Below are 18,037 nucleotides of genomic sequence, written 5' to 3'. Positions count from 1 at the left end.
ATACATCAAAGCCTGTAAAAGGTCTCGTAATAACTATATGATAACACTCTAATTAAGCGTATTTCTCAGCAAAAAACTTAATTGCTTTGCGCTCTCCATTCTCCTTAAGTAACGATGAGAACAATGACAAATCTTCAGGAAGAAGCCGCCCTAACACGAACTCTTTCCGCGCTTCGTAATATGGTTCAAAGGTAAATTCCACATGAGGACAATTGCTTACTAAAAACTTGCGCTCTTCTTCCACATCTTTCTGTGCGGGAAATAAGGCATCTTCCATAGGAGTACCCGGTTTAGGTACAAAAACGGACATAGAAACACGTATTTTCATATTGACCGATTCGCACAAACGATTTAGTAAGGATGCCGCGCTACAAGCGTTAAACGACCAATCATCAGTTATACCGTTAATGAAATAAAGTTTTACACTTCTAAACCCATTGGATTCTGCAGCTTTTAACGTATCTACCAGTTCATCATCAGTAAAAGGTTTACCGAGTTGCTGCCTGGTTTTTTCATCGCCATGCTCCACCGCTACCGTTAACTGGTCGACACCGAGTCCCTTGAGTGCGTGCATCATTTCCTCAGACAACGTTTCCACAGCCAGAGAGGAAACACTAACACTGACATTTTTTTGTTCACAGAATTGAAGTATTTCTCCAATCCACGGAACATCACTAACATTAGCAGCAATAAGCCCTACCTTATCAAAGCCTTTCGCTTTGGCACTGCTTATTGTCTCCATAACACGTTCTTTGGAAACAAATCGTATGCGCCCGTAAGCTCGTCTGTAAAGGCAAAACTTACATTGCCACATACAACCTCTCGCTACCTCAATTAAGATACTATTTTTGAATACGCTCCTGGGACCAGTAACCACAGAATTTACCCCGAAATGCGCAGACAATTTCCATTCCGTTGTCTCGCGAACTTCCGGCCAGTCATCATCAGCCTCGCCAGCATACATCTCGTTGGCTATAAAAGATATCAGTGCAGGATTAATGAACGTCATTGGTCCACCGATATTTATTATTGGATACTGGCGCATTGAACCTTGTAGAGGCAGGTTTAATCTTTGCAGCAACTTTATTAGCTGAAGCAAATTGTCTTCAAAAGGAAGAGTAACATCCCATCGCGGGAAATCCAGTATAGGTCTTTTTGTATCAAAGCTAATGCTATCAGGCAGCGATGTGTCTATGAAAAAACGATCAAACGACTTTCCTGCATGTATCAAACGGCCAAGCAAAAACTGATATCCAAGGTTGGCTACACCAATACTGTAGCTGCCAGGAAACACAACCAATTCTGTATCATCACCAAAAAACCGAGGCTCCTGGAGCCACCGTTCGCTGGCTTTTATTTTGTCAATTTCTTGCTCTTGCTTCCAGCTCATCTACCAAATATTTCGGGTATGGTTACTCGCTTTACCTCTTTCACCGGCTGTTCTTTAGAAATTTGCGTAGTCGACGTTTTAACAGGCTCGTTTTTGAATTCGCTTGCGATAAGCGTAACCTCAATTTTACTGTCCTCCAAATCATCATCATAAACCACTCCGAATTTAATCAACGCGTCATCGCTGACGATTTGCTGGAAGATCTCCGCTATACTAGCTATGTCCTTTGTGGTTATATGCCCCGATTTCACTGTGATATTGTAGAGCAGCCTACTTGCTCCAGTGGGCTTAAACTCCAGAAGTGGCGAAGAAATAGCTTGTTGCGCCGCCTTCTCTGCTCGGTTGTCACCGGTGGCAGAGCCTATGCCCATAACAGCAGTACCTGCATTCTGTAACACCATTCTCACGTCAGCGAAATCTACATTGATAAAGCCTGGTTTGAGTATGATTTCAGAAATGCCCTTTACACCCTGCATAAGAATCTGGTCACCGAGACTAAATGCCTGATCCAGCGTTAGGTCGGTGTTAGTCATCTTAAATATGTTTTCGTTGGATATGGGTATCAGAGCGTCAACCTGCTCGGAAAGTTGCCTTAGCCCTTCATCAGCTATTCTGTACCGACGTGTTCCTTCAATAAACGGGTGTGGTTTAGAAACTACTGCTACTACCAATGCACCTAATTCTTTTGCTACCTGCGCTACTACAGGGGAGGCCCCTGTACCTGTCCCGCCACCAAGTCCTGCTGTAATGAAAACCAAATCCGACCCTTCCAACAGTTTCCTGATTTCTTCTACGCTTTCTTCTGCAGCGGCTTTTCCTTTATCAGGATCCAAACCTGCACCTAAACCTCTTGTTAGTTTTGGACCCAAGTTGAGTTTTTGTGGCGCCAAGCACTTCGAAAGTGCTTGCACGTCCGTATTCATGGCAATAAAATCGACGCCATCTATTCCTTCACTGATCATCCTATTCAGAGCATTGTTGCCCGCACTTCCTATACCGACAACCTTAATCTGCGCTTGTATGCCCTCCCACAGGTCGGGGATTCTCTCCTCCATTACCTTGCCCTCCTTATCTTCTCAATAAGTATTCGTCTAATTATGGACACATTCTGGAAAATCCTTCCTCCAAATGTGACAACAGCAGCTAAGCTCAAATCAATGCCGAATAGGTCTCCGAGAAACAGGAGCCACACAGCTACCAAACCGCCCACCGCAATACCAGTCGTGAATATGACTATATCAAACATGTCTTGTATTTCTGCTCTTATTCCGCCAAAAACTGCATCCAGCACTACGAGCACTAACACACCTACATAACGCACCTGCGAAGACGAGTAGGACGTCCGCTCTCCAAAATGCATACCGAAATAGAAGCCAAGTCCTGCTATGACCACAACAGAAACAGCAAGTACCACATTCCTAATTATTGCACTGTTTAATCGTGAGTTTTGGTTTGAGCTCATGTTCTATTTTAACCCCCCAAAGCTGTAAAGTATCGAAAACACCACTAGGCAAGTACATAGCAGAGAGAACAGAATCAGGTTCTCCCACGATATCGAATACAAAAGGACCATTTACATTGGTACCGTCCACATTTAGATGACCACCTTCATAATAAATGTACCATTTGGGGCTCAGCCTAACATTGTTTACAGAAACGCCTAATGCACCGGCGCTATAAGCATTATTCACTAAGGTAATAGCCCAATCCCAGCCTAAATATGTATTTTCAGGCACATTTATGATTATTCTTACACCTGAGCCCGTGAGTGGTGAGTCGCAAGCTAGCGCTTTTAACTTTTGCAGTGTCTGTTCCTGCTCTTCATTGATGGCTTGTACGTTTTGCGTTTGGTTCTGCATCTTATTCAGATCCTCCGTTAGCAGCGTTTTTGCTGATTCTAACTTGTTAACTTCATCCAATGTTTTAGCATAAATCATGGCCAAATCACCCTCAGATAGGCTCTTCAGATCTACTTGAGAGCCACTTCTTGCAAAACCAAGACCAAATGTTGTTGTGAATGCAACAATAGCCACAGTAAGGTAGACTAACCAGCTATTTCTCACTAACTATCACCTCTACGGGCCTATCTGGAAGCGTAATGCTATCAGATGTTTCCACTTGGAAAACAAGGCCATAGGAATCTCTCAGAGCCTTTAAAAGGTCTAAATCAGGAAACTTTTCCAGCACCGATTGTAAAACTTCAGGATTCCCCACTGCCATGATTTTGTATGGAGGCGATAAACGTTGACCGTTTACGATTATTATGGGGCCAGCACAAACAACCTCTGAATTGAATACAATGCGTTGATCATTGACTGCAACACCTTCTGCACCATTCCCAAGCAAAAAACGAACCAAGTTCCTTATCTGCCAATCATGGACAATATAGTAATTAGGATCATCCTCCGCTTTTGGTTTTTGTTTTGAATCCGACAACGTTATTATAATTCCAGGCCCCTGAACTGAGCTAAATCCTAATTTTCGCTTTTCCAAATCGATGGAAGGTTGAAGATCTACCGTCGAGGAAACCTGTGGGAAAGAGGCTATCTGGTCACTTAACTGTTTCACTTCTTCTTGCAGTCTTGCCAATTCATTCTCCTTCTGTTCTATTTGTGCTACAAGTTCTCCCTTTCTGCTTGTCAGGATGTAAGAACTTCTTGCTACTACGCTCCGCTGGAATCCCAAGACAATGCCGATAATCAACGTCACACCAAGAATGATAAAGTAACTTGTTTTCTTCATTTGAGCACCGCTCCTGTATCATAAAGAAGTCTATATTCAGTATAATGGCAATCAGGCCAGTATTTCATTATTTGCTTTACCTTATCAAGGTTTTGCAAAGTTACCTTTATCGTGCCCATGCCACACTGCCTTTTTCCTCTGACTTCATATATTCCTTCTACATAGCGCACTGAAACAGGAACAATGCCATTATTTTGCATAGTTGCAATTATTCTCTCATGTTCATTGTCCCAAGCATCGACTTGTACGCAGTTATTAAGAGCGTCTTTGCTATAGTATTTAGACTCCATTAATGTTGAGCCAGTAACCACATAGTCGATGCCCTTTAGACTTGCACATCCTTTGGGTTTTGGCAATACGACATTCATAAGAACAGAACGACTTTTAAAATCTATTTTTACCTGCGTGATACCAGGGACAAAATGCGCTATAACATCTTTGAAAGACTTACCTGCTGTCTTAAAAGTAGAGAAGTTACTGTACTCTGGTGCATTGAAAACCAATGTCCACGGTTTATAGGTTATGTAAAATGCGAAAGCAACGAAAAACACAACGAGAAGCACTCCTAACCAAAGTAATACCTTATAGCGCATCTTTCAAAAGTTCTTCCAAAAAGTCCCCAAAATCGTTTCCCATGTGCATTACTTCATCAGGCACCAAACTTTCAGATGTCATACCAGGTATGCTGTTGATCTCCAGAAGATAAGAAGTTTCATCTTTAACTATAAAATCTAAGCGAACTACACCCCTTATTCCCACAACGTTGCAAATCTTTTTTGTATTGCTCAAAAGTTCATTCAATGGCTTGCTATCCAATGGTATGTCGTAAACGTGTTTCGCACCGCCGGCAGTATATTTCGTCCCATAATCGAATACTTTATCAGGCTTGACCACCCATATAGGCGGAAGCGTACCGATATCTCCATCCAATGAATAAGCTCCCACTGTTACTTCAAGTCCATCTATGAATTCCTCAAAAAGAAGCCGCGTACTAAATTGAAATGCATTTTGCAAAGCTGTGTTGTAATCGTCCTCATTACCTACCAGACTTAACCCAATTGTAGAACCTGTGTTGCATGGCTTTACAATAAAAGGACTACCTATTGTTTTTATCACATTCTCATAAGGCGGAACATTGTCTGGATCATATATGTATGTATATCTTGGCGTTGGAACGCCATTATCAATAGCCACAAGCTTCGTTAAATACTTGTCCATACATATAACCGATGCTCTTACGTCAGAACCAACATAAGGGAAACCAAGCACATTCAAGAATCCTTGAATATTGCCATCTTCTCCGCCTTCGCCGTGAAGTACAGGGAAAACGCAATCTGCATGGCTATTCAAAAGATGATCAATGAAATGCGGCTCAGCGGTATCAATGGTAATAACATGGTGTCCCCTATTCCTCAAAATATTAGCGACGTTTTCACCACTTCTTAAACTAATATCACGCTCTGGCGACATTCCGCCAAGTAATACTACGATATTCATACCATAGCCCTCCTAACAGTATCTACAAAAAGGTCACTATCGAACACATCAGTAGCTGTGTTTCTACCTTGTTCAATTAGCTGTTCCACAGTAGAGATAACCTCAGATGGTTTGGCTACATGTTCCCAGAAAAATGGATATCCATGTTTTTCTTTGAACACTTCAGCGTTTGCCCATTGATGTCTATCGGGAGATGATGCCATAGGAAAGAATATCGCTGGAGTTCCAAAATGTAAACACTCGTGTAAAGTAGATGACCCAGCTCTACCTATAACAACGTCAGCAGCAGCAATGTAATTCTGAAGATCAGGCAACGACTGGACTCTAATGTAGTTTTTCATATAGCGCTCTTCTTCTAAACGTCCAGATTGATGTACCACAAAATATTTTTCTCTTAGAGGAATTAAAACTTGATCAGCGAAAAAATTCAAAAAAGCCGAACCTTGACTTCCTCCTGTCACAAGAATCATGGGACACCGCACTTTTAATTCTCTTTTTAGTTCGTCTACTGTGCGAGTAGGTTCTCTAACGGGCATACCTACTGTCACAAGTTTGTCCCAATCACTGCTATGGAAAAAGAGTTTTGAATCTTCAAATGATAAAAAAATCTTATTTGCCATGGCAGACATGAAACGATTTGCTCTCCCCGGAATCACATTCTGTTCATGCAAGAAAAGTTTTTTTCTATGAAGTTTTGCTTGGAGCGCCATAGGGACACTTTTACGGCTACCGGCAGCTAATACCGCATCAACGCTATTCCAGTCTACTTTTTCTTTGCCATTATAAAAATGAACTTCAAATCCAGCCTCTTTTAATATGTTGCCCATAACCTGTGCAGGAATACTGTGCCCAGCACTGGAACCACCAACAACTAGGATCATGCTTCCCCCAAAGTAGCACCTATCATAGCAGATAGAACAATAGAATTTTGAAGCGCCCTGCCTACAAATGGAAGTGGTATACCTGTAGCGGGAAGTACATTCGCGACAGTGTATAAGTTTATTATGATGTGGAGAGCCATAACGGAAGCCACGTAGTACTTACTGCGACCCCCCCAATTGATGATCATTTCAAGTAAGGCACCGAATAAAAGAAGCAATAACAAACCTGAAAGAATCCCATACTTTCTGACCATTTCCGCAAAGGCATAGTCTGACCATGACACAGGTAAACTTGTCATAAGCCCTATACCCTTTCCGAAGCCAGCTGATTGCCCCAATGAACTTAAAGCAGAAAGCGTTTGATAGCTTTCGCCAAATGGATCTCTCAATGGATCTGCCCAATTTTGAAATCTGTCTTCCCAGTGTTCATAGAATATTGGAACGGAGGACATTTTTGAGACAACCTGCTGTCTCATGGGCAAAGAATAGCAAAACACTGAAGGAACCAAAATTATCAACGCCATCAATATCATCCATATTACTTCCACGCTTCTGTTTTTCTGCGCTCTTAGAAACCACGCAATGCCAATGGAACACAAAATCACTAAACCTGTACCCAAATCTGGCTGAAGGATAACCAATACTGACGAAATCAAACCAATAACCACATAGGTTCCATTAGATTTAAAAAACATTGGCAATAACAGCCCTTTTGCTAACTCCGATGTCTGTACGCCATAAAGCCACCGTTTTGAACCGTAGCGAACCTCTCCTATCATTAACGTCATGGAAAGGGCAACAACTGTGAGCCCTCCAACGATCCATTGGAGGCTGCCTAAAAAGTTCGTTTTTCTTAAGCCGTACACGATAAAAAAAGCGAACCAGTAAACCCCCGCCATCAATGCTATGTATAAAAGTACGTTCTTTGCCGTAACAGTTCCCGTTTGCCAGGTAATCAAACCAAACAGAAACACTATAACGATCAATAAAAAAACAGACAAAACTTGGAGCAGTTTTGTCATAACGCTTTTACAATCTCCTTGAATTTGTCCCCACGTTCTTCAAAATTCTTGAACATATCAAAGGATGCGCAAGCCGGCGACAGCAAGACAACATCTCCCTCATTAGCGACGTCGAACGCTTCTTCTACCGCTTTTTCTAAAGAATCTGCCTCAGAAAAACTGTCTATTCCCTTTTTTATCAAAGCATCTCTTAGAGAATCTTTAGATTCCCCCATTAATACAATCCACTTCACACTTGACTCATTTTTGATGAAGTCAGCCAGAGGCGTAAAATCCATACCCTTGTTCCTGCCGCCTAATATGAGTATTACAGGCTCACTAAATGCCTCTAAGGCAACAACTGTAGAATCAATGTTTGTCGCCTTGGAATCATCGTAAAAATCAACACCGTTCACTGAACGAACAAATTCTATCCTATGTTCAGGCGCCAAGAAGCTTGAAATAGCACTGGCATAATCGAAGTTCTCAGGCAAAATGTGATGACAGCAAGCAACAGCAGCGGAAATGTTAGCTAAATTGTGCGTTCCCTTTAGTTTTACATTATCCAGACTAGCAACAGCCTTACCATCAATAAGAAGCATGCCGTTTTCCCAATGAACATCGCCCTTTTCTATCCCAAACGTAACCGTTTGGCTCTTTAATGTTCCTAGTAATGACCGTGTCCACCTGTCTTCAGCATTCAAGACTGCTCGGTCTTGTTCCTGTTGCATAGCGAATATTCTCGCCTTTGTATTGAAATAGTTTTCCATTGTCCCATGACGATCTAAGTGGTCAGGCGTAAGGTTCAAAAAAGCTGCCACCTGTGGTCTGAAAGTGTATACCGTTTCCAATTGAAACGAGCTCACTTCAGCCACAATAATTGTTTCACTGATAGGCTGAGTAAGAAAAGACGTTATGGGAACGCCGATATTCCCACCAATGACAACCTGATGTCCAGCTTTTTTGAGCAAATGACCAATGAGTGAGGTCGTTGTCGTTTTACCATTGGTACCTGTTACAGCTATCCAGTAATTCCACCTGCTCGCGTCGAAGGATAACTCCAATTCTCCTACTACCGGCACATGATTGGTTGTTAATTCTCGAATGATGGGATGGTTTATAGAAAAACCCGGAGATGTTACGCAAAGGTCTATCTGTAAATCATCTGGCAAACCATGTAGTACAGGAGCCACTTTAGTTTTTATGTCTTTCTCATCATAAACATAAACATTAGCCCCTCTGCTAACCAAGAATGATTCAGCACTTTGTCCAGAAACGCCGTAACCGAGAACAAGTACGTTCTTATCTTCAAGCTCTTGAGAAAATCCGGGTCTAACATCTACCATATGTTCCACCCCATCCACAAGAATATGCATGCTATAGCTTGCAGGCTGGCAAATAATGTAACAATTCGAGGATCACTCCACCCTAATTTCTGAAAATGATGATGTATGGGAGTCATAAGAAAAACACGTTTACCACCAGTAAGGTGAAAATATGTTACTTGTATTATTACAGATGCCACCTCCACAACGCCAATAAAACATAGAAGCAAAAGCCACCATTCTTTTCCCTCAATAAGCATAAGCCCACCCAGAAATCCACCAAAGAAGAATGAACCGGTATCTCCCATGAAAAGTTTCGCTGGAGAAACATTGAAAAACAGAAAGGCAAGTAGAGCACCCAGCAGCCCTCCGGTAACGCCTGATAAGGGCAAAATAAGCATCACAGGGATAAGCACACTGCCAAGTAGACCGTCCACTCCGTCTGTAAAGTTTGTTGCAGACGTTGTAGCGAGTATGACTATGAAACACCAAAGGACACGAACAAAATCAAATCCAAAACTAAGAAAAACGAGTGAAATAAGAAAAAGCAAAACCACTTTAACTCGAGCCTTTATTCCCTCACCGTGCCGAAGCGTTTTAGACAAGTCATCTACAAGACCGACCAAACCGCACAGTAACCCGAGCAAAAGGGCAGGCTCTCGGAAATAAATGTACAACCCCATCGAGAGGAGCATAAATCCTATACCACCACTCAGCGGTATACTTGATTTGCTCTGGTCTTCATAGAACTCTCTGATTCTTTTAGGGTAGAACTTTAGTTGTATGCCCAACTTTAAACAAAGCCAAAACACTAAATAGCCAGCACACAGACCAAGGAGAAAAAATACAAAAAAACTACGATTCAACCTCCGAAACCTCCTGAATGAGCTTTTCCAAAGCTATTCTGCGAGAGCCCTTTAAACCAAGAAGTTCAAGGTCATCTGGCACAAGGAAAAACGCTTTGGCGGTGTCCACATCACGATACCATTCCACATATATGGGTTGACCATCTATCTTGTTTAACTCTTGCAATGTATACCTGACCTCGTCGCCCACGAGCACGAGATACTGCACGCCTGAGTTCTTTAACCAGTGAGCTAACTGCTTATGCCAATAAGCAGAGTATGATCCAAGCTCAAGCATGTCACCGATAACCAAACCTTTACGAGCATAGGGAACTTCTTTAACAACATCCAGAAATTCCTTCATGCTCTCAGGATTCGCGTTGTATGCATCAAAGAAAATAAGTAAATCATTCCATCGAGTAAGCTGCTGTCTGCCCCATATGTTTATGGATTCGATATTCTGCCATGGAAGTGACTCTAAAGAAAACCCTTCGCTTTGCCAGAAAGCTGCCGCACCTGCAACGCTTTGCGAAGACCGTTTCCCCCAGAATGGAAGTACAAAATGCTTTTTCGCTTCCCCACATATCAATTCCCCCACGGTGCAACCATCGCAAGTAAAACTCTTTACATCGAACCTATATGGGCTATCATTCCCACCAAATATGACAGCATCATTCACGCTGTATCCTTCAGGAGCATATGCAAAGCGCTTTTTGGCGTGTTCGCCTATCATTAGATTTGTTTTAATAGCCGTATCTGTGTCTGTGAGATACTCGAGATGTTCCGCTCCAAGCGATGTAAAGATGACAGCGTAAGGGTCAAATACGCTCAAGAATTCATTAGCATCCTTAGGCTCATGTATACCAAACTCCAATATCCAATATGGCAAATCCAGCGCGTTATTACCTTCGTTGAATAAATCCGTGATTAACGAAATCATAGTATTTCTATTACCATAACTGCTCCATACCGGAACAGGCGCCAATGCCCTTAGCAGTTCTTTCAGCGTTGTTTTACCACTAGCGCCCAATACAACGACAACTTTCCCTTTGTAACCACTTACTAAGGACTTGCCCAATAATTCCATCGCCTGTAAGCTGTCTTTGACCAAAACATAGCTACCTGTGGATGGAGAAACATCGGTAAGGACACCGGTAGCACCTTTAGCCCGGGCATCAGCCCAGAACTTTATCCCGTGCGTTTTGGCACCTGGCAATGCAACAAAAAGGGTATCTGTGTCACAATCACTGCTATTGAATGCTATGTGGCTGAAATAGAAATCTTCCCCAACTAACTGGCCACCAACGACTTTTGCTAACTGCGAACCCAACATGATCAGCGCTGTCCAATACTTGTTAGTGACTTAGCATAATCAGCGTTACCAAGCAAGCTCTGCATTTTCTGATTAGTAGCCATCTCCAAATCTGTATTCAATTTCCATATGTCTTGCTGCGTCTCCAACATCGATCTCCTTAAATATTCTACCGTAAATACGCTGTTGGAAAGACGGTAGCAAAGGAATACAGCACCTGTTATTAAAACAACATTAAGAATGACCGTCAGTGCAAGCATGCGTTCCCATATCTTGTAGCTCGATTTCGGCTTGGGTGTTTTGTTTTCTTTTGGTTCATACTGCGGAATATACTGAGGTTTCTCCGCTAAAACTGTTTGCTCATTCCTCAACTCCCCCAGCTCCCTTCTCAAAAGCTCTTACTTTTGCACTTCTACTACTTGGATTGTCTTCAACTTCTTCCTGACTCGGCTTTATTACTTTTTTATTCAGTCTTTCACCCATACCAGACTGTTCCCAACGTTTGAATTGCTGCTTAACCACACGGTCTTCCAGTGAGTGATATGAGATTATGACTAATCGTCCACCTATGTTCAAGCAATTGAGTATGTTGGGTAATGCTCTCTCCAAATTTGATAGCTCATCATTTGTAGCAATACGCAGCGCCTGAAAAACACGTGTAGCTGGATGTATCCTGCTACCATGCCTTCCGACGCTTTTTGCAACTAAATCAGCCAATTCACCGGTTGTTTCCAGTGGTTTGATCGTTCTTGCATTAACAATGTCTTTTGCAATTTTCCTCGCTCTTGGCTCTTCACCGTAACGGTAAATAATATCTGAAAGTTCTTCCTGGCTAAGTTTGTTCACCAAATCATAAGCAGTAACTTTTTGCGATACGCTGAAGCGCATATCTAAAGGGCCAGAGTTCTTTATGCTAAAACCTCTGGAAGCAGACAGTGCTTGATGAGTTGATAAGCCAAGGTCCAACAGAATGCCGTCGACCTTATCAATGCCCATGGAAGTCAAAAGACTTTCCATATCAGCGTAGTTGCCAGCGAGAATGTGCACGCTCTCGGTATTAGAGAACTTTTCTCTGAGAAACTCTACAGCTTCGTTGTCTATATCAATACCCACGAACACCGCTTTAGGAAATGACTTAGAGAGTTCTTCCAGGTGCCCACCAGCGCCTGCCGTTCCATCTATATAAATGCCATTTTCTTTCCAGATGAGCAACTGAGAAATCTCACTAACCATAACGGGTTTATGAGGAATATAGTTCATCATTTGTTAGCTTCCTCCAAAAACTTTCCCAACAAACCGATTTTTTCGGAAGCATCATTTCGCCATTGTTCTTCATCCCAAATTTCTACATAATCAAAACACCCAAGAACAACAACTTTATTGGATTTCAAAACATGGTCTCTATAAACTTGAGGAACCAATACCCTTCCTTGTGGATCTGCCTTCACCTTAATTGAAGAACTAAACCATATTCTTTTTACCCATCGAGCTGCATCAGAAGACCAAGGCAAATTTCTGATATCTTCAGACATTTTCTGCCACTGACTTTCACTATAAACGTAAATACAATTCTCAAAACCACGGACAAAATACATAGGTTCGCCCAGATAATCTCGAAACTCAGTTGGCATTAAAAATCTACTTTTGCTGTCAAGGGTATACTCGTATTCCCCGGTAAGCACATCCACAGTTCCCATCATCCATAAATTACCACTTTCTCCCACAAAGTCAATAGTGACTATTTATATACCATCTTTGCATATGTCCGTTTTTCACTAAAGTTGTTGTAAACTGTCTAAAGGAAAGGAGCGATGAGCATGAAAAGAATTGCTATTTTAACAGCAGGTGCAGATGCTCCTGGCGCCAATGCGGCTATAAGGAGTATAGTTAGAACCGCCTATTATAAAGACATGGAAGTACTTGGGGTAAGAGGAGGATTCGCAGGTCTCCTTAGCGATGATGTGATTATTCTCACTTCTAAATCCGTATCAGGTATTTTACCTCGCGGCGGAACCATTTTAGGCACATCCAGAACGCATATCGATGAGAGCCAAATACAGACCATAAAAGAAGTCATGGATAGGTACCGCATAACAATCTTAGCAGTATTGGGTGACAGAGAAACAATGTCCACCTGCGAGTTACTTTCTCAGAACGACATACCTGTATTGGCATTACCGTTAACTATTGATAACGATATTAATGGCACTGATGAAACGATTGGGTTTGATACAGCAGTCACAACAATCGCTGAAGCGCTGGATAAATTGCACACTACCGCAGAGGCACACCACAGAGTTATGGTCGTCGAAACCATGGGTGGAGCCACAGGTTGGTTAGCATTGTATGGTGGTATATCCGGCGGAGCCGATTTCATCGTAATTCCAGAAGTAGAAGTAGAAAAAGAAAAAATTGTTGATCATATTTACCGCAGAAGAGAATCAGGCAGAGGCTTCTCTATAGTGGTGGTAGCGGAAGGGACAAAACTGCCTTGGTTACCACAAAGCGAAGTTGGTGTGGGGCACGCATTGGCCAAGGAAATACAGGATGCCACTGGCATGGAAACACGTATAACCGTTTTAGGCCATCAGCAAAGGGGAGGAAGCCCTACTGTGCAGGACAGAATGCTGGCAACACAAATGGGCATACAGTTGGTAAATGCGGTCAAAGAAGGAACAATTAATAAAATGGTTGCTTTCAGTGGTGGAAGAATGGAACTCATAAACTTTGACCTGGCATCCCAGATAAAGACTGCAGACAAGGAGCTCTACAACTTAGCAGAAATATTCTACTAATACACGTTGGTCAATCTTAGTAAGCAAAAAGGATTTTTATTACACCTAATAAAGGAGCATAATACTTTGCTAATTTTTATCTTGTAGATGGATGTGAAAATTATTTATACTTCTCTGACTTACATAACATCTTATTTTCAAGAAGAGTCTGACGAAAAATGTGAAACGCGGCTAAGCTTTATCGTAGTCGGGCTCTAAACCTATTGCTCTGAGAAAACTCTCTGCAGCTACCAAGTCAGCCTTTTCAGTAATGTTCTTTGTTTCCCTGTGCCAAAGCTCACTGGCTTGCTTTTGAACATCTTCAACCAAATCATCCAGTGGTTCTGTTTCTAACCTATCTAACAGACGTGAGTAATAATGATGGCGTTCTTTTGCGAACGCAATCTGTTGTTCATTCAAGCCGAAAGCCTCTGACTCAAGTATTTCCGCTTTTGCCAAGGCTTTCAGCCTCTTTACTGCCGCAACGGCATCATCTAATCCCATCATTAGTCTCTCCTCTCCTTCTCAAGCATGCTTTTTACCTTCATAATCCGCACTGTCTGACTCCTTTCCATTTCGTCCAAATACTGTTGTACCCATTTTATCGTTTCTTCAAGCTGCGGTACTACATTATACTCCAATGCATTACTTCTTCTTCGTGTCTTCTCTATCTCTTCACTCATAACGTAAAGTGCGTTCCGTAAAGAAGCAAGTTTGAGTAAGTGAGGCAAAAGTTGCTCATAAAGATCTAATGCCTTATAAAAAGCTGATCCGGTCTGCAAATACAGATCAGGCATTTCGCGCTGACTAATTTCCACGTTTAAAAAAGGAACTTTTATGTTGAAAACAGTTCTGGTAGAAAGCTGATAATTCAAATCGAAAAGCCGCATGGCCTTTATTTTTTCTCTTACTAACGGTGATGTTTCAGCCTCATATTGATTCATGAGCTCCATAAAAGGACCCATAAGTTCTTCAATATAACGCCTCTCGTTGTCGAATTCATTAAAAAGCTCCCGGAACGCTTTCACCATGGCTTCCAATTTGTCTTTTAATAGTTTAAGCCCCCTCTTGCTGGTAATATACCGCCGTTTTACAGCGAGTAGGGTCATACGGTTAGGGCTAACGTTAGAAACCATTAGCCCCGTACCCCCGGCATATACTTGTTGACATACTCATCTCTTATACGTTTCAACTCACTCCTGGGAAGCATACTCAATAGTTCCCATCCTATGGATAGTGTTTCTTCGATGCTACGATTCTCATCCTCTCCTTGTGCAATAAACTCTGCTTCGAAGCGATCAGCAAATTGCACATAAAGTTTATCCAAATCAGTCAACGCAGCTTCGCCAAGAACAATTTCCAATTCTCGCGCATCTTTACCTCTAGCATAAGCAGCATATATCTGGTTGGCCACTGCCGAATGGTCTTCTCTGGTATGTCCTTGCCCTATGCCGCGCTGCATGAGTCGAGACAACGATTGCAGAACGTCAATAGGAGGATAAATGTTTTTGTGCTGAAGATCTTTAGAAAGGAAAATCTGCCCTTCTGTTATGTAACCAGTTAAATCTGGGATTGGATGTGTTCTGTCGTCCTCAGGCATGGTAAGAATTGGTATCTGCGTTATACTGCCTTTCTTCCCTTTTATTCTTCCGGCTCTTTCGTATATGCTAGCCAAGTCTGTATACATATACCCGGGATATCCCCTTCTACCCGGCACCTCTCTACGCGCCGCGGAAATCTCCCTTAACGCTTCACAATAGTTTGTCATATCTGTGAGTATGGCCAAAACATGCATGTCTTTCTCAAATGCAAGATATTCAGCAGCAGCTAAAGCAAAACGAGGGGTAGCTATGCGTTCTATGGTGGGGTCATTGGCCAAATTTAGAAAAAGCACAGACCTCTCAATAGCGCCAGTCTTTTCAAAGGACTGTATAAAAAAGTTGGCTTCTTCGAAGGTTATTCCCATGGCTGCAAAAACCACAGCAAACTTTTCTTCAGAAGAAAGTACTTTTGCTTGACTTGCTATTTGAGCTGCGAGACGTGCGTGTGGCAAACCGCTGCCACTAAAGATGGGCAACTTCTGGCCTCTAACCAATGTATTCATTCCATCTATGGCGGATATGCCGGTTTGTATGAATTCAGCGGGGTATTCACGACTTACGGGGTTTATAGGAGCACCGTTAATGTCCACGTATTTATCAACAAATGGCTGCGGTTTGCCGTCTTTAGGAGAACCCAGCCCATCGAACACTCTTCCTAATATGCTCTCACTAACACCGAAGGTTAGGCCACGCCCCAGAAATCTGGCGACAGTCGTTTTTGGCGTTAATCCCTGCGTTCCTTCGAAAACTTGTACCAGAGCATATTTATCGGTGGTTTCCAAAACTTGACCACGGCGAACTTCCCCGTTCAGAATGAATTCCACTAATTCGCCATAACCAGCATCGCCCACGCCTTCAACAAATACCAGAGGTCCATTTACTTCAGATATGGTATTAAATTCTCTAATCACGAGCTTTCACTTCCTCCGAAAAGCTTTCAACGATAGCTCTTTCCATGGTATCCCAATCAGGGACATCCTCTTCCTTCAGCCATCTAAGTTGTGATACACGCTCCCTTATAGGATTTTTTATAAGAACGTTAAAATCCCCACCTTTTCTTAAATGGTCCAGGATAATCTCGTGGATTAACAAGATAGACGAAAGAATAACATATTGCTTCCTTAACGAGCAATAACTATCTATGTCGTCAAAAGCATCTTGCTGGAGAAAATCTTCTCTTAAAGAACGTGCTGTCTCCAAATACAGCTGCTCTTCAGTAGATAGTGCATCATAGCCTACTAGTCTAACTAACTCAAGAAGCTCTGCCTCGCGTTGTAAGATCACCATGGCATTGTTACGTTTCTGTAGCCAATCATTTTCGAATGTTCTATTGTAATATTGCCCTATCCGATCTAAATAGAGCGAATAACTGTTCAGCCAGTTTATCGACGGGAAATGCCTCGCAAAAGCCAACTGCTGATCTAATCCCCAGAAAACCTGTACAGCTCGCAACGTAGCCTGTACTACAGGATCAGATAAGTCACCGCCTGGAGGTGACACAGCTCCAATAACTGTGACGGAACCAGTTCTCTCTGGTTCTCCCAAGCATTTTACAAAACCAGAACGTTCGTAAAACGATGCAATTCTCGAAGCAAGATATGCTGGATAACCTTCTTCACCCGGCATTTCTTCAAGTCTGGTAGAAATCTCCCTCATGGCCTCTGCCCATCTCGATGTCGAATCGGCCATAAGTGCAACATCATAACCCATATCTCTGTAGTATTCAGCGATAGCTATACCAGTAAAAACAGAAGCTTCTCGAGCGGCCACAGGCATGTTTGACGTATTGGCGACCAGTACAGTCCTATCCATAAGCGGACCACCGGTGCGCGGATCTTTCAATTCAGGAAACTCAATTAACACTTCGGTCATTTCGTTTCCCCGTTCGCCACACCCGACATAAACTACGACATCCACATCGGACCATTTCGCAAGCTGATGTTGAATAACTGTTTTTCCAGAACCAAACGGGCCAGGCACGCATGCCGTACCCCCCTTAATAACAGGGAAGAATACATCTAAGATGCGCTGTCCTGTAAGCATGGGAATATCGCTAAATACCTTTTCTTTCACCGGCCTGGGTATCCTTACAGGCCACTTTTGCATGAGTTTTAGTTCAACCACATTCCCTTGTTGCTCTACCTTAGCAATGGTCTCTTCAACAGTGTAGTCGCCCTCTGGAGCAATCCATTGTACCTTTCCACTGATTGTCGGCGGGACCATAATTCTATGCTTAACGGTGGATGATTCGTCAACATCCCCCAAAAATGTACCTGGTTCCACTTGTGAGCCTTCATTCACGATAGGGACAAAGTGCCATTTCTTGTTTCGATCAAGAGCATTGATGGAAAAACCCCTTGTTAAGAAATCTCCAGTATTCACTTGAAGCGCCGTTAGGGGCCTCTGTATTCCATCAAAAATACTACTGGTCAGTCCAGGACCAAGCTCAACACTAAGAAGTTGTCCTGTATTTTCAACGGGTTCACCAGGCTTTACATCGTTGGTATCTTCATAAACCTGGATAAACACCAAATCATTTTCTATACCAATAATCTCACCAAACAGCTTGAGGTCACCTACTCGTACCACTTCATACATCATAGGTTTTTCCAAGCCTTTTGCCGTTACCAAAGGTCCGGCGACGCGAACTATGTATCCTCCCACTAATT

20 protein-coding genes are annotated in these 18,037 nt (G+C 42.5%); 1 reads left to right on the top strand and 19 read right to left on the bottom strand.

The window, feature by feature from the left end; translation table 11 throughout:
• Positions 1–52: 52 nt before the first annotated feature.
• The 15 genes from D890_RS0102780 to mraZ are packed head-to-tail and all read right to left on the bottom strand — an operon-like array spanning position 53 to position 12,693.
• Positions 53–1,390, bottom strand: coding sequence for a B12-binding domain-containing radical SAM protein (locus D890_RS0102780; RefSeq protein WP_018963011.1), 1,338 nt, complete (start codon positions 1,388–1,390; stop codon positions 53–55).
• Positions 1,387–2,445, bottom strand: coding sequence for a cell division protein FtsZ (gene ftsZ, locus D890_RS0102775; protein ID WP_018963010.1), 1,059 nt, complete (start codon positions 2,443–2,445; stop codon positions 1,387–1,389). The genes D890_RS0102780 and ftsZ overlap by 4 nt, the downstream gene beginning before the upstream one ends.
• A complete protein-coding gene (locus D890_RS0102770) occupies positions 2,445–2,804 on the bottom strand; it encodes a small basic family protein (protein WP_245533127.1) in 360 nt (119 codons plus the stop codon). The genes ftsZ and D890_RS0102770 overlap by 1 nt, the downstream gene beginning before the upstream one ends.
• A gap of 4 nt (positions 2,805–2,808) precedes the next feature.
• Positions 2,809–3,453, bottom strand: coding sequence for a DUF881 domain-containing protein (locus tag D890_RS0102765; RefSeq protein WP_018963008.1), 645 nt, complete (start codon positions 3,451–3,453; stop codon positions 2,809–2,811).
• Positions 3,443–4,132, bottom strand: a complete 690-nt coding sequence (locus D890_RS0102760) for a DUF881 domain-containing protein (RefSeq protein WP_018963007.1) — start codon at positions 4,130–4,132, stop codon at positions 3,443–3,445. The genes D890_RS0102765 and D890_RS0102760 overlap by 11 nt, the downstream gene beginning before the upstream one ends.
• Positions 4,129–4,725: a hypothetical protein gene (locus D890_RS0102755; RefSeq protein ID WP_018963006.1), complete on the bottom strand. Its 597-nt coding sequence runs from the start codon at positions 4,723–4,725 to the stop codon at positions 4,129–4,131. Before D890_RS0102755 ends, D890_RS0102760 begins: the two co-directional genes overlap by 4 nt.
• On the bottom strand, positions 4,715–5,629 hold the full coding sequence (locus tag D890_RS0102750; RefSeq protein ID WP_018963005.1) for a D-alanine--D-alanine ligase family protein: 915 nt from the start codon (positions 5,627–5,629) through the stop codon (positions 4,715–4,717). The genes D890_RS0102755 and D890_RS0102750 overlap by 11 nt, the downstream gene beginning before the upstream one ends.
• Positions 5,626–6,510, bottom strand: coding sequence for a UDP-N-acetylglucosamine--N-acetylmuramyl-(pentapeptide) pyrophosphoryl-undecaprenol N-acetylglucosamine transferase (locus D890_RS0102745; RefSeq protein ID WP_018963004.1), 885 nt, complete (start codon positions 6,508–6,510; stop codon positions 5,626–5,628). Before D890_RS0102745 ends, D890_RS0102750 begins: the two co-directional genes overlap by 4 nt.
• Positions 6,507–7,532 (bottom strand): FtsW/RodA/SpoVE family cell cycle protein, encoded by a 1,026-nt coding sequence (locus tag D890_RS0102740; protein WP_018963003.1) that lies wholly within the window; start codon positions 7,530–7,532, stop codon positions 6,507–6,509. The genes D890_RS0102745 and D890_RS0102740 overlap by 4 nt, the downstream gene beginning before the upstream one ends.
• A complete protein-coding gene (gene murD / locus D890_RS0102735; RefSeq protein ID WP_018963002.1) occupies positions 7,529–8,857 on the bottom strand; it encodes a UDP-N-acetylmuramoyl-L-alanine--D-glutamate ligase in 1,329 nt (442 codons plus the stop codon). Before murD ends, D890_RS0102740 begins: the two co-directional genes overlap by 4 nt.
• The gene (locus D890_RS0102730) at positions 8,851–9,702 is read right to left on the bottom strand and encodes an MraY family glycosyltransferase (RefSeq protein ID WP_018963001.1); all 852 of its coding nucleotides are present in this window, start codon (positions 9,700–9,702) and stop codon (positions 8,851–8,853) included. Before D890_RS0102730 ends, murD begins: the two co-directional genes overlap by 7 nt.
• Positions 9,692–11,014: a glutamate ligase domain-containing protein gene (locus D890_RS0102725; RefSeq protein WP_018963000.1), complete on the bottom strand. Its 1,323-nt coding sequence runs from the start codon at positions 11,012–11,014 to the stop codon at positions 9,692–9,694. Before D890_RS0102725 ends, D890_RS0102730 begins: the two co-directional genes overlap by 11 nt.
• A gap of 2 nt (positions 11,015–11,016) precedes the next feature.
• Entirely contained in the window at positions 11,017–11,364 is a 348-nt protein-coding gene (locus D890_RS0102720; RefSeq protein ID WP_018962999.1) for a hypothetical protein, read from the bottom strand.
• On the bottom strand, positions 11,354–12,256 hold the full coding sequence (gene rsmH / locus D890_RS0102715; RefSeq protein ID WP_018962998.1) for a 16S rRNA (cytosine(1402)-N(4))-methyltransferase RsmH: 903 nt from the start codon (positions 12,254–12,256) through the stop codon (positions 11,354–11,356). Before rsmH ends, D890_RS0102720 begins: the two co-directional genes overlap by 11 nt.
• On the bottom strand, positions 12,253–12,693 hold the full coding sequence (gene mraZ / locus D890_RS0102710) for a division/cell wall cluster transcriptional repressor MraZ (protein WP_018962997.1): 441 nt from the start codon (positions 12,691–12,693) through the stop codon (positions 12,253–12,255). Before mraZ ends, rsmH begins: the two co-directional genes overlap by 4 nt.
• Positions 12,694–12,810: 117 nt before the next feature.
• Here mraZ and D890_RS0102705 point away from each other — a divergent pair, with 117 nt between their 5' ends.
• Positions 12,811–13,788 carry a 6-phosphofructokinase gene (locus tag D890_RS0102705; RefSeq protein WP_018962996.1) on the top strand — a complete coding sequence of 326 codons (978 nt, stop codon included), beginning with the start codon at positions 12,811–12,813 and terminating at the stop codon, positions 13,786–13,788.
• A gap of 171 nt (positions 13,789–13,959) precedes the next feature.
• Here D890_RS0102705 and D890_RS0102700 read toward each other — a convergent pair whose 3' ends face one another.
• Genes D890_RS0102700 through D890_RS0102685 form a run of 4 tightly spaced genes read right to left on the bottom strand, consistent with a single transcriptional unit; the run spans position 13,960 to position 18,032 of the window.
• Complete coding sequence (locus D890_RS0102700) at positions 13,960–14,274, bottom strand: hypothetical protein (protein ID WP_018962995.1); 315 nt, start codon at positions 14,272–14,274, stop codon at positions 13,960–13,962.
• Positions 14,274–14,903: a V-type ATP synthase subunit D gene (locus tag D890_RS0102695; protein ID WP_018962994.1), complete on the bottom strand. Its 630-nt coding sequence runs from the start codon at positions 14,901–14,903 to the stop codon at positions 14,274–14,276. The genes D890_RS0102700 and D890_RS0102695 overlap by 1 nt, the downstream gene beginning before the upstream one ends.
• On the bottom strand, positions 14,903–16,279 hold the full coding sequence (locus D890_RS0102690) for a V-type ATP synthase subunit B (RefSeq protein WP_018962993.1): 1,377 nt from the start codon (positions 16,277–16,279) through the stop codon (positions 14,903–14,905). Before D890_RS0102690 ends, D890_RS0102695 begins: the two co-directional genes overlap by 1 nt.
• Entirely contained in the window at positions 16,272–18,032 is a 1,761-nt protein-coding gene (locus tag D890_RS0102685; RefSeq protein ID WP_018962992.1) for a V-type ATP synthase subunit A, read from the bottom strand. The genes D890_RS0102690 and D890_RS0102685 overlap by 8 nt, the downstream gene beginning before the upstream one ends.
• Positions 18,033–18,037: the final 5 nt, after the last annotated feature.

It is taken from the genome of Coprothermobacter platensis DSM 11748, assembly GCF_000378005.1.
GTDB classification, from domain to species: Bacteria; Coprothermobacterota; Coprothermobacteria; order Coprothermobacterales; family Coprothermobacteraceae; genus Coprothermobacter; species Coprothermobacter platensis.
Note: the sequence above shows the minus strand (reverse complement) of the source record. Positions and strands in the feature narration are given on the sequence as shown.